11 protein-coding genes are annotated in these 13273 nt (G+C 44.3%); 8 read left to right on the top strand and 3 right to left on the bottom strand.

What is annotated here, in order from left to right; all coding sequences use genetic code 11:
• Window positions 1-103: 103 nt before the first annotated feature.
• Window positions 104-958: an OmpA/MotB family protein gene (locus tag HMPREF2983_RS07390; RefSeq protein WP_070667574.1), complete on the bottom strand. Its 855-nt coding sequence runs from the start codon at window positions 956-958 to the stop codon at window positions 104-106.
• A gap of 308 nt (window positions 959-1266) precedes the next feature.
• On the opposite strand from HMPREF2983_RS07390, the gene HMPREF2983_RS07385 reads away from it, so the two are divergent.
• From HMPREF2983_RS07385 to HMPREF2983_RS07360, 7 genes are all read left to right on the top strand, one after another.
• A complete protein-coding gene (locus tag HMPREF2983_RS07385) occupies window positions 1267-1809 on the top strand; it encodes a carboxypeptidase-like regulatory domain-containing protein (protein ID WP_018921037.1) in 543 nt (180 codons plus the stop codon).
• Entirely contained in the window at window positions 1784-3637 is a 1854-nt protein-coding gene (locus HMPREF2983_RS07380) for a MutS-related protein (RefSeq protein WP_070667573.1), read from the top strand. The genes HMPREF2983_RS07385 and HMPREF2983_RS07380 overlap by 26 nt, the downstream gene beginning before the upstream one ends.
• Before the next feature lie 403 nt (window positions 3638-4040).
• Entirely contained in the window at window positions 4041-4316 is a 276-nt protein-coding gene (locus HMPREF2983_RS13805) for a hypothetical protein (protein ID WP_141757641.1), read from the top strand.
• Between the two features lie 66 nt (window positions 4317-4382).
• A complete protein-coding gene (gene purL, locus HMPREF2983_RS07375) occupies window positions 4383-8111 on the top strand; it encodes a phosphoribosylformylglycinamidine synthase (protein ID WP_070667572.1) in 3729 nt (1242 codons plus the stop codon).
• Between the two features lie 22 nt (window positions 8112-8133).
• On the top strand, window positions 8134-8670 hold the full coding sequence (locus tag HMPREF2983_RS07370; RefSeq protein ID WP_039873990.1) for a chromate transporter: 537 nt from the start codon (window positions 8134-8136) through the stop codon (window positions 8668-8670).
• 13 nt (window positions 8671-8683) lie between these two features.
• Window positions 8684-9256, top strand: a complete 573-nt coding sequence (locus HMPREF2983_RS07365; protein WP_070667571.1) for a chromate transporter — start codon at window positions 8684-8686, stop codon at window positions 9254-9256.
• Between the two features lie 28 nt (window positions 9257-9284).
• Entirely contained in the window at window positions 9285-10169 is an 885-nt protein-coding gene (locus tag HMPREF2983_RS07360) for a DMT family transporter (RefSeq protein ID WP_070667570.1), read from the top strand.
• Between the two features lie 19 nt (window positions 10170-10188).
• On the opposite strand, the gene HMPREF2983_RS07355 is transcribed toward HMPREF2983_RS07360, so the two are convergent.
• Window positions 10189-10677: an SdpI family protein gene (locus HMPREF2983_RS07355; protein WP_246829372.1), complete on the bottom strand. Its 489-nt coding sequence runs from the start codon at window positions 10675-10677 to the stop codon at window positions 10189-10191.
• Window positions 10678-10939: 262 nt separating this feature from the next.
• Between HMPREF2983_RS07355 and HMPREF2983_RS07350 the strand changes: the two genes are divergently transcribed.
• Window positions 10940-11839 carry a diaminopimelate dehydrogenase gene (locus HMPREF2983_RS07350; protein ID WP_070667568.1) on the top strand — a complete coding sequence of 300 codons (900 nt, stop codon included), beginning with the start codon at window positions 10940-10942 and terminating at the stop codon, window positions 11837-11839.
• Window positions 11840-12078: 239 nt separating this feature from the next.
• Here HMPREF2983_RS07350 and HMPREF2983_RS07345 read toward each other — a convergent pair whose 3' ends face one another.
• Window positions 12079-13026: an IS30 family transposase gene (locus HMPREF2983_RS07345; RefSeq protein ID WP_004345294.1), complete on the bottom strand. Its 948-nt coding sequence runs from the start codon at window positions 13024-13026 to the stop codon at window positions 12079-12081.
• Window positions 13027-13273 lie beyond the last annotated feature (247 nt).

Raw genomic sequence — 13273 nt, 5'->3', positions numbered from 1 at the left:
CTGCAGACAGAGCATCATTAAAACCATACAAAAGGATAAAACAAAAGAGCAAAGCTGATGTTTCAACTTTGCTCCTTTTTATATTCAAATCTCAATACAGGGTTTACTTCTTCTCTTCAGGTGCCTTGTCAATCAAATCCATGAACTGATCAAGCTTCGGAGTGATGATAATCTGGGTACGGCGGTTGCGCTGTTTGCCCAATTCCGTGTCATTGGAAGCAACAGGATTGTATTCTCCTCGGCCTCCGGCAGTGAGTCGTTTCGGTGCAACCCCAAAGTGATCCTGCAGATATTGCACAACAGAAGAAGCGCGCAAAGCAGAGAGATCCCAATTGTTGCGGATATTCTTCATTGCCGCTGACTTCGTATTGACAGGCACATTATCAGTATTTCCCTCAATAAGTACGTCATAATCCTTATAATCCATGATGATCTTAGCTATCTTTCTAAGCGTTTCTTCGGCACGATCATTGATCTCATAACTGCCACTCTTATAGAGCATGTTATCGGCCAAAGAGATATAGACAACTCCCTTGAGCACCTTAATATCAACTTCTTTCATCTCTTCCCGACTCAACGAGCGGGTCAAGTTATTGGTAAGTACCATGTTGAGAGAGTCACTCTTACTCTTCACCTCAACCAAATGGCGGATATACTGATTGCTTTCGTTGATCTGATCTACCAGCTTTGAGATATTGATGTTATTGGCATTGGCATTCACAAGACTTTTATCGAGAGCGTTTTGCAATGCTGCAACATTCTTCTTTTGCTGTGCCAACTGCTCTTCAAGACTTGCAACGCGTGCCTTGCTCGCAGCAAGTTCTTCCTTCGTGTTCTGATAATTGGCAGTCAATTCGCGGTTTTCATTCTGACAATTCTCCAGATCTTTCTTGCTGGCACAACTGCTTATGAGAAGCACTCCGGCCACCATTGTAAGTAAAAATACGTTTTTTTTCATATTCCTCTCTTTTTAATTGATAATCCATTTGTTCGATATTGCAAATATACACCTTAGATATTGAAAAACGAAATAAGTTTACCGGTTTTTGTGTTATTTAACGAACATCACCCCTGATGCCTGCCCTTGACAGCCATTGACTTTCAGCTTTACTCATCATCTCTATCTTCTCTCCCTTTCATCGTGCATCAAAAATTCAAAAAAAGATAAGAAAACATAAACTCGGGGAAGCTTTCATGGCCTTCAATATTTTATATTTATCTTTGCAGAAAAGGTTGAAATCTTCTATCAAGTAACAAGAACGGAAAATGAAAATCAGGTATTTCTTTCTTACACTCCTACTGATTCTGACAGCCATTCAGGGCATGGCGCAACGTAACGGCGTGGTTCTTGACATGGAAACTCGCCAACCTTTAGCAGGCGTTAAAGTCTACACGAACACCAACAAAATGTATATGACCGACCGACAAGGCCATTATACCATTACTGACAGGGCTTCGCGGAGCGTCACTTTCTCGCATAACAGCTACGTAAATCGCACATTAAATCTGACCAATATAAAGGATACGGTATTGCTCTTGCCTAAAGCTATCACGATTAACACGGTCGTTATCACGGCAAAAGCCCCCAGTATCATGAGTTCCAACCCTGTAAACGCGTCTACGGTCATCAGTAAAGATCCGCTTCTCAAGCCGACATCACCCTCCGGAATGAACTTTCTGTGGTTTCTTGAAAAACGCAGTAAACTATCAGGTAAAGTCATGAAAAAGGCTCATGAGGCTGTTGAGAAATACACACCGGACCCAAATCCGACAACTGAAAACGATGGAAAATCAAAAACATTACCTTGAACAAAAGGCCAAGATGACCGCTGTCATCAGCCGACTGAAACGTTACAACCGTTATTTTATCGTGGGTGAAATAGCCCTTTTCATGCTTATCGTTGCCTCGATTGCCGTTTTTGCCATGACAGCATGGAGCAAATCAGGCCTTCTGATGGCTGTGATTTGCCTTTCAGCATACCTGTTTACGCGCTTTTTCGACAACAAAAACGCAAGCACTATCAAGCAGACAGAGCAACTACTTGCCGTCTATACGCACGAATTAGAAGCCATTGAAGGCAACTATTCAGCCTTTGACAGCGGACAAGACTTCATGGATTATCATCATCCTTTTACCTTTGACCTCGATGTTTTCGGGCAAAACTCACTCTTTGCACGCCTCAACCGCACGGTGACCACAGGCGGAAAAGCTTTGTTGGCACGCAATCTTTCATTTGAAGAGATACAGTTTCAGCCCAAGGAAATCCATTATATGAGCCACCAAGTCAGCTTCATGGACAACTTTCAAGCTTTGGGAGAAGGGCAAACCATTGACACCTTGGCCATGCTCGCCTTGCAAAACGAGCTTTCGAAAGCATCATGTCCAAGGTGGTTTTCCACGCGCTGGTCGCTCATCGTGGCCTCTCTGATGCTCTGCCTGCTGCCTTTACTCATCATTCTTTCACTCTTCGGACTCATCGAAGGCAATGTCCCTGTCTTCTATGCCACCCTGCAATTCTTCATCGTTTACCTTGCCTGCAACGCTGCAACCCGCAATATTGCCAAGCGAACTGCCAAAATTCATCGCGAGGCAGAGGGCTTTCAACAACTCATCAAGCAATGTGTCAGCCTGCACGACCTGCCACTTTCCCTGCAGAAAGAGGTCGACACACTGCGCAATGCCCGCCAACAGGCTGCACTATTGACAAGTATCATCAACCGACTTGACCGCAGGGGAAACATCTTAGGATTGATGATTATCGACACATTTGGGCTGAACGACTACTTCCTTATACGCGAATACTTGCGTTGGGAACATGATTTTAAAGCACAAATTGCCGCTCAAGTCAAGGCATTAAGCCATATTGATGCCCTCGTTTCGTGGGGACGTTTCGCCTATAATCACCCGGAAACCACCACAGCAGAAGTCACGACAGAACAGAAGGTCTGTTTTGAAGCAGAGGAAATCTATCATCCTTTCCTCGGAACAAAAGCCGTCAAGAACAACTTTTCGATTGAAAATGGCAGTTATACCATTGTGACCGGAGCGAACATGGCAGGTAAAAGTACGTTCCTAAGAACCATAGGTATCAACTATATTCTGGCCAGAAACGGTGCTCCGGTGTTTGCAAAACGAATGCGAACCTCCTCATTCAACCTCTTCAGCAGCATGCGCACGACGGATGATCTGGCAGGAGGCATCTCGTATTTCAACGCCGAACTGCGACGCTTGCAACAGCTCATACGCTTCTGCAAACACCCTGTTTATGTCCAAGGGAAGCCTGCCGACAGTCCGTCTACGCTCATTATCCTCGATGAAATACTGAAAGGAACGAATTCACTCGACAAGCTCAACGGCTCAAGACTCTTCTTGGAGAACATCTGCAAACTACCCGTTACGGGCCTTATCGCCACACACGACCTTGAACTTTCAAAGCTTGCAAACGAATACCCCCGCCATTTCAGCAACTATTGCTTTGAGATTGAACTCGGAACGGCAGTCACCTATTCCTATAAAATCACGCCAGGCGTAGCACGAAATCAAAATGCAACCTATCTGTTGAAAGGCGTATTGAAAGAGATAGACGGCCTTTCGACGGCGCAACCTCAAGGAGAAACTGCCGAGTTTGCCGGCTGAAGCTAACTTTTCTCCATACATTTGAATGCGGAAAGTCTGTCGCCTTATCCGGTATTTCCTATCCGAATGTTAACAAAAAGGCTGTAAATCGTCTCATATAATTGCATATAAGAAGGTATAATTTGTATTTCCCCAAGAAACTTTACAAAAGCCTTCGCTATACTCGCGTATTTGAAATGAAAGACATCTTCGGTCCAAATACGTGCTGTTTTTTAATAGTTTGCAACACACTGTCTATCAAGTTATTATGAAATTCGAAGCAAATAAAGAAGTGAAATCACGCAGAAAAGCCTTGCCATTTGCGTCAAATTGCCTTGCAATTCGCATGAGATGACTGTGTGTTTTGACTCAAAAAGCACGGTAAAGTGACTGAGATGACAAGACAAAGAGACAGAAAACAGGAATGCAGAAACCAAGAAATGACTTCGTAAAAGCATTGAGAGCAGCTTTTCTTTTCTATTTGGTGTGCTCTGGAAGTGTTAAAAACAGGGGAACAATATTTACAAAACCAGAAGAAAACTACAAGCGAAACAGCGTGTCAGTTCAATGGTGCCGTTCACCATTTCCCTTCAAAAAGACAGGAAAGACTGTGCTGCTGAAAGACAAACAACTTACAATGGGGAATTTATCAGATTGGTCTTTGCCCAATCCTTCAATAAAAACATCACTTTTATTTTGATTTATGAGCGATTTACATTAACTTTGCACAACAGATTATATTACCTATTTTTAATTATAGAAAAGTATGATTCTTTTTTTCAGAACTCAATCAAAGAGTGTGATTGCGACTGAAGTTGACCATCAGCTCAATCCAGATGAAATCAGTAAACTTAGCTGGCTTTATGGCGATGCAACGCTTGAAGAGGCTCAAGAACTTACGGGTTTCTTCGTAGGGCCACGTCGCGAAATGATTACTCCATGGAGCACGAATGCCGTTGAGATTACTCAAAACATGAGTCTTGACGGCATTCTGCGTATTGAAGAGTATTTTCCCGTTGACTCGGAAGACGCAGAACACGACCCCATGTTGCAGCGCATGTACAACGGTATCGGTCAGGATATCTTCACGGTAAACCATGAAGCCGAGCCCATTCAATACGTGGACGACCTTGAAAAATACAATGAAGAAGAAGGACTTGCATTGAGTAAGGATGAAATTTCATATCTTCATAAACTGGAAAAAGAGAATGGAAGACCGCTCACCGACTCTGAAATATTCGGCTTTGCACAGATAAATTCAGAGCATTGCCGCCACAAAATATTCGGTGGTCAGTTTGTGATTGACGGCAAAGAAAAGGAGTCTTCGCTTTTCAACATGATTAAAAAGACCACCAAGGAGAACCCCAATAAGATTCTTTCTGCCTATAAAGACAACGTAGCTTTTGCCCAAGGCCCGGTCATTGAGCAGTTTGCACCGGCCGACCAAAGCACAAGTGACTATTTCAAAGTCAAGGAAATAGAGAGCGTTATTTCGCTGAAAGCCGAAACACATAACTTTCCAACGACTGTAGAACCCTTCAACGGAGCTGCCACAGGAACCGGAGGTGAGATACGTGACCGCATGGGTGGTGGCACAGGTTCATGGCCAATAGCCGGCACAGCCTGCTATATGACGGCTTATCCGCGCCTGAAAGACGACAACGGAAAGACCGATATGGAGCGCGAATGGGAAGACATCATGCCTGTCAGAAAGTGGCTTTACCAGAGTCCTGAACAGATATTGATCAAGGCTTCCAATGGAGCGAGCGACTTTGGAAACAAGTTTGGTCAGCCTTTAATTTGCGGATCGGTGCTCACTTTCGAGCATCAGGAGAACCAAGAAAAGTATGCTTACGACAAAGTTATCATGCTTGCAGGCGGTGTGGGCTATGGAAAGAAACGCGATTGTCTGAAGAAAGAGCCACAGAAAGGCAATAAGATTGTCGTTGTAGGCGGTGATAATTACCGCATAGGCTTAGGTGGTGGCAGCGTTTCTTCTGTGGATACAGGTCGCTACAGCAACGGAATTGAACTGAATGCCATACAGCGTGCCAATCCCGAAATGCAGAAACGAGCTTATAACCTCGTGCGTGCTTTGGTTGAAGAAGACGAAAATCCTGTTGTCAGCATTCATGACCATGGCAGTGCAGGCCACTTGAATTGCCTTTCAGAATTGGTTGAAGAATGCGGTGGAGAGATTGACATGGCCAAGCTTCCGATTGGAGACAAGACCCTTTCGGCAAAGGAAATCATTGCCAATGAAAGCCAGGAACGCATGGGATTGCTCATTGATGAGAAGTATTTAGACCATGTTCAAAGGATTGCCGAGCGTGAACGTGCACCGATGTATGTGGTCGGTGAGACGACAGGTGATGCACATTTCTGTTTCAAGCAGGCTGATGGTGTGAAGCCGTTTGATTTGGATGTGGCACAGATGTTTGGTCATACGCCAAAGACTGTCATGGTAGATGAGACCGTAGAACGCCGATATGAGGATGTCAAGTATAGCGAAGATCACCTCGACAACTATCTGAATCGCGTGCTTCAATTAGAAGCTGTGGCCTGCAAAGACTGGTTGACAAACAAGGTTGACCGTTCAGTTACGGGAAAGATTGCCCGCCAACAGGGACAAGGTGAAATTCAATTGCCACTCTCCGACTGTGGAGTTGTGGCCTTGGATTACCGTGGAGAGAAGGGGATTGCCACTGCTATGGGGCATGCTCCGCAAGCAGGATTGGCCGATCCAAAGGCAGGAAGCGTGCTCTCTGTAGCCGAGTCACTGACCAATCTTGTGTGGGCGCCGTTGGCAGAAGGCCTTGACAGCGTCAGTTTAAGTGCCAACTGGATGTGGCCCTGCCGTTCACAAAAGGGCGAAGATGCCCGCCTTTACGCAGCAGTTGAGGCATTAAGCGACTTCTGTTGTGCCATTCATGTGAATGTTCCGACTGGAAAAGACTCGCTTTCTCTTTCACAACAATATCCAAATGGTGAGAAAATCATTGCTCCCGGCACTGTAATCGTCAGCGCAGGAGGTGAAGTGAGCGACGTAAAAAAGGTAGTAAGCCCTGTAATTATCAATGACAAGAACTCCAGTCTCTATCATATCGACTTCAGTTTTGACGAGCAACATCTCGGAGGTAGCGCCTTTGCACAGAGTTTGGGCAAAGTAGGCAGCGACGTTCCGACAGTAAAGAACCCCGAATACTTCGTAGATTGCTTCAACACTATACAGGAGTTAATCCGCCGCGGGTGGGTAATGGCAGGACATGATATCAGTGCAGGTGGTCTGATTACCACCTTGTTGGAGATGACTTTCGCCAATAAAGCGGGCGGGTTGAACATCAATCTGCACGATATTGCAGGCAATGACCTCGTTAAAATGCTGTTTGCAGAGAACCCAGGTGTCGTTATTCAGGTGAGTGATACACACAAGGCAGAACTCTTGGAATATCTTGAAGATGCAGGAATAGGCTTTGCAAAGATTGGTTATCCTACGCCAAACAATCGCAAGATAACCGTAAAGAAGGATGAGATTGTGCATGAATTCGACATTGATGCACTGCGCGACACATGGTTCAAGACTTCATATCTGCTCGATCGCGACCAGAGTTTCAACGGAATGGCAAAGAAACGCTTTACCAACTACAAGAAGCAAGCGATTGAATTACAGTTCAACAGCAACTTCAAAGGCACTTTGGAAAGCTATGGTTTGACTGTAGGCCAGCGTCAACTTTCAGGCGTAAAGGCCGCAATCATACGCGAAAAGGGAACCAATGGAGAGCGAGAAATGGCTTATACGCTTTATTTGGCGGGCTTTGATGTTAAGGATGTCATGATGACTGACCTCATCAGTGGACGCGAAACGCTTGAAGATGTAAACTTCATTGTGTTCTGTGGCGGTTTCTCCAATAGCGATGTACTCGGCAGTGCAAAGGGTTGGGCAGGCGCATTCCTATATAATCAGAAGGCAAAAGAGGCGCTGGAGAAGTTCTATGCACGTCAAGATACACTCAGTCTTGGCATCTGTAATGGTTGTCAGTTGATGATAGAACTCAATCTCATCAACCCTGAACACACGCACAGGAGCCATTTATGCCACAACAATTCCAAGAAGTTTGAGAGTTCATTCCTCGGCTTAACTATCCCTCAGAACGAAAGTATCATGATGCATAGTCTTAGCGGAAGCAAGCTTGGAATATGGGTTGCACATGGTGAGGGGCGCTTCTATCTGCCCGAACCGGAGGACCATTACAACGTAGTTGCCAAATACAACTATGCTGAATACCCAGGAAATCCAAACGGATCAACCTATAATGTGGCTGGCATTTGCTCTAAAGACGGTCGTCATTTGGCCATGATGCCACATCCGGAACGTGCAATCTTCCCCTGGCAGAATGCTTACTATCCGCGCAATCGCAAGCAAGATGAAGTGACACCTTGGATAGAAGCCTTTGTCAATGCACGCAAATGGATTGAAGAAAAGACAAATAATTAAAATTGATAACACGAAAACAAGAATGTATATAAACCTATTCAAGACATTCTTCAAGATTGGCATAGTCACCTTCGGAGGTGGCTATGCCATGATTCCTATGATAGAAGAGGACGTCGTTCGCCGCAACAAATGGGTCAGCAAGGACGAGTTCATCGACCTACTTGCCATTGCCCAGACCTGTCCCGGCGTCTTTGCAATCAACATCAGCACCTTTATTGGCTACAAAATCAAGAAGATTCCAGGTGCAATCTGCACTGCCTTGGGAGCTACTCTCCCCTCTTTTATCATCATTCTTCTCATTGCCATGTTCTTCCATCAGTTTCAAAACAATTCGGTTGTTGCTGCGATGTTTGCCGGCATTCGCCCTGCTGTGGTGGCCTTAATAGCAGCACCAACATTTACTTTGGCTAAGGATACACACATCAATTTGGCCAATTGTTGGATACCGATTGCAGGGGCTTTGGCCATATGGCTGCTTGGAGTGAACCCTATTTGGGTGATTGTTGCAGCGGCATTTGGTGGCTATATCTACGGTAAATATATCAAACCAACAGAATAAACGATATCAGACAATGGTTTTTCTACAGCTTTTCATCGCATTTTTTGAAATTGGTTTATTCGGTTTCGGTGGCGGATACGCCATGATTTCGTTAATCCAGAGCATGGTAGTCACCCGATTTCATTGGCTCACTACCAGCGAATTTACCAACGTTATCGCTATCAGTCAGATGACACCCGGCCCTGTTGGTATCAACTCGGCTACCTATTGCGGCTACAGTGCCATTCATCATGCAGGCTATTCTGAACCAATTGCCATTCTCGGTTCGGTCACAGCAACCTTTGCTTTGGTGCTTCCTTCGTTCATATTGATGATACTTATCAGTAAGATGTTCATGAAATACATGCAGACAACAGCTGTTCAGAGCATCTTTCTTGGGCTTCGTCCGGCTATCGTTGGCCTGTTGGCAGCAGCAACATTGTTGCTGATGACGCCCGAAAACTTCTCTACTCCCGCTGATCCTTGGACTTTCTGGATAAGCATTGCCCTTTTCGTTGTGACCTTTGTAGGTACGAAAATCATCGGCATCAACCCCATCCGAATGATTGGTTATGCAGCTTTTGCAGGATTACTGCTGCTTTATTGATTTACGCTACATAAGATCTCAACGACTCATGATGCAAAACTCAAAGCTAAAAGGCTATGTCGAAGCCATCATTTCTTCGGCAACTTTCGGGACAATTCCCCTCTTCAGCATTCCTGTCTTGGCTGCAGGCATGCAGATTTCTTCCCTGCTTGTCTATCGTTTTGGCTTCGCTTGCCTGTTGATGATGATAATACTCATCTATAACGGCAAGTCACTTCGACTCACTTTCGGTGAGGGATTACGGCTCAGTTTCATGGCACTGCTCTACGCCGTTTCAGCCATTTGCCTTGTCAACGGCTATAATTATCTGCCGAGCGGTGTGGCAACAACGCTGCTTTTCTCCTACCCCGTATTCACAGCAATCCTTGAAATCATCTTCTCTCATCATCGACTTACGCTCCCCATTGCGTTCTCCATAATGCTTGCCGTGGCTGGTGTTGCCATGCTGTCAGGCATTATCACGAATGGCTTCGACGTGAAATCAAGTGTCGGGTTGCTGCTTGAACTCTCTTCAGGACTACTGTATGCAATTTATATGGTGGCCTATCCGAACATGAAAATCAAGAATATGGGCAGTCTGAAAACCAACTTCTTTGTCTTTCTAATGGCTATGATGCTGCTTGCTTTATATTCACTGTTCACCACGGGATATATCCAACCGATCGGCAATATCAACGTATTTTTCTACCTATTATTATTAGGTTTCATCCCAACGACTATCAGTAACGTGACCCTTGTCATGGCAATGAAGAACATAGACAGCACGAGTGTGGCCACACTTGGTGCTTTCGAACCTCTCACGGCCATGGCTATCGGCATCCTTGTCTTTGGAGAACCCATGACATGGTGTGTCGGCATAGGCTTCGTGATGATTGTTTCTGCAGTTTATATCCTTATCAAGCACAACGCATAATAGAACAAGACCTGTCGTTTCAGCGCATTCTCCGTATCTTGAAAGAGGCGTTCACAGCACTGTATAAAAGCCAGGCAAACAGCAGAATAAACAGTACTGTGACTGCCACACGCGGCAAAACAACAGGCACAAGCAGCATGACTACGCACGCACACAAGAGGATGATGCAGACCGTAAAGCGATAGACAAGCTGCCTTAGAGCCTCTTTCTGAACCTCATTCATCTTGCGCATAGAGAGTCCGTTGATGCGAATTGGCAGGTTCTTGCTATGCCCTGCGGCGACACCTGCCAAGCCAAAGCAAATGCCTATGACTGCAACAACCAGCAAAGATGACTTAGGCCCATACCCTATTGGACTTGAAAGGTTCAGCCCGAAATGGGTAGGTATCAGTGCAGGAGCCATATCATAAACATGAGCTGTAAGCATAACAAGTCCTACCAAGAGGGCTAAAATCATGAAATCCTTGCTGTATTTCAGGTTCACTTGTTTGTTTTCAGGTGTTTCCATCTCATCAATGATTATTTCATTCCATTGCAAATTTAGGTATAAAAAAATGATTTTGCAATGATTTTGACAAGAAAACAGCCTATAATTCTACGAATTATCAAGAAACACAAAACATCTTTGATAAACTATCATCACTGCAACTGTTACCGAATTATAAAAAAGAAACAAAACAGGAAGTAAAGAATGGATTTTTCATCTAAATCATGTAATTTTGTCATAGTAAATAAATTCATGTAACATCTAACGAAAAAATAAAAAGAAGATGAAGAAAATCAGAGCAGCAGTAGTAGGCTATGGCAACATCGGCCACTACACCATTGAAGCGCTTGAAGCCTCACATGACTTCGAAATTGCAGGTATCGTACGCCGTCAGGGAGATAAAGACAAACCTGCAGAACTGTCAGCCTACAACGTTGTTGACGACATTACGAAACTCAAAGACGTTGATGTGGCCATCCTTGCAACGCCTACTCGCAGCTGTCCGGAATATGCAGAGAAGATCACTGCATTAGGTATCAACACCGTTGACAGCTTCGATATACATACTTCTATCCTTGACTATCGCACCAAACAGATGGCAAACAACAAGAAAACCAATACTGTAAGTGTCATCTCTGCAGGCTGGGATCCGGGTTCAGACTCTATCGTTCGCGTGCTTATGGAAAGCCTTGCGCCGAAAGGTTTAACCTACACCAACTTCGGCCCTGGCATGTCAATGGGTCACTCAGTGTGTGTACGTAGCAAGGAAGGGGTAAAGAATGCGCTTTCTGTTACTATCCCATTGGGCGAAGGTATTCATCGCCGTATGGTCTATGTAGAACTTGAAGACGGTGCAAAACTCGAGGATGTGACCGCTGAAATCAAAGCCGATCCCTACTTTGCACATGATGAAACCCACGTATTTGCAGTTGCCTCAGTCGATGATGTACGCGACATGGGCCATGGTGTAAACCTTATTCGCAAAGGAGTTTCAGGCAAGACGCAGAACCAACGGTTGGAGTTCAACATGAGCATCAACAATCCTGCACTCACCGCCCAAGTGCTTGTCAACGTGGCGCGCGCATCAATGCGTCTGCAACCGGGCTGCTACACGATGCCTGAAATCCCCGTTATCGACATGCTTCCAGGTACGCGTGAGGAGATTGTGGCAACGTTGGTGTAACACGGTTTCAAGCCAATCGGCCTTGTTTTCCCTATAGAAGACAAAACAAAGTCATTGACTGACAAGAACTATAAACAGGGAGAAAAGACAGGTATAGCATTTGCAGGCCCATCTTTATGACAGCCCAAAACAGACAAGGACACATGAAGTATATGCCCAAAATGCATTAACATCTTTTATGGAAATACTCAAAAAAGCGGACAAGGCGGTTTCAACATGCAAATGCACCGCCCGCAAAGTTAAAGAATATTTTCGTAAAAACACTCAAAAGGGGTACGAAAATTTAATTTTTCTCTTGGGCGACGGTTTATTTTGTCAGCAACTTTGGTAACAAACTGATGACTGATATTTTCAAAAGTGGATGATTTGGGGATATATTGCCTGATAAGACCGTTCTGATTTTCAATCGAACCTTTTTGCCATGATGAATACGGATCGGTGAAGTAGACCGTAACACCCAATTTTTTTGTAATGTATTCATGACAGGCAAACTCCAAACCGTTATCAGTCGTTATTGATTTAAGGAAAGCTTTATATGGCATTAGTATTCGAACAACCGTCTTTGCCAGTTCTTTGGCTTCTTTTCCTTTGTTCAACTTTCTCATAAACAACATGCCTGTACTTTTTTCAGTAAGGGTCAGTATGGCTCCATGGTTCCCTTTGCCTACAATGGTGTCCATCTCGAAATCACCAAAGCGTCTACCATCTGCTTCTTCCGGTCTTTCGCTTATATTTACCCTATTACAAATAATTGATCCACTGCTACTTACTGGACGTGCCCGGTGTTTAAGTTTATGACGACAGTAAAGATACAAAGCCCCTCCATTCTTCTTGTCTGTGCGGATGATCTTGTATATAGTCTCATGAGATATTGACATACCCCGTTCCTTTAAAACTGCCGAAATCTGTTCCGGAGACCACTGTTCTTCCACTAATAGCCGCACTGCTTCATCCTTTATCTCTTGAGAAATGGCGCGGTTGCCTGGTCTTCGTATCTTTCTATAGTCGGCATTTTTCTGGGCAGTCTCCCAATTATAAGTTCCACGGACTCCGCTGTTGCGGTTGATTTCACGAGTAACGGTAGAATGATTAACTCCTATCGAGTCTGCTATCTTTGCCCTGCTCCATCCGTTTTGAATAAAAGTTGAAATTGCGTATCTTTGCTGTGAAGTTAAATGGTTGTACATAAATGTATAATCTGTTACTTAATGAGATAATTGATCTTATTATTTTAATTAAATAATTTTAACACGAGGCTTATAATGCCTATGTTTATGATTTTTTAATACTTACGCTTTGTAGTCTTTTTTATTCAATAGGCTACTGCAAAAAGTCTCTTCCTGTATTATTTATTTGATGTATATCTATCTTTCCATTTCCGTTTCTGGTTTCGACCTCACTTTCGTCCGCTTGTAGTCATCCATCGACTTTTAT

This window comes from Prevotella sp. HMSC077E09 (assembly GCF_001814685.1).
GTDB lineage: Bacteria > Bacteroidota > Bacteroidia > Bacteroidales > Bacteroidaceae > Prevotella > Prevotella oris.
Note: the sequence above shows the minus strand (reverse complement) of the source record. Positions and strands in the feature narration are given on the sequence as shown.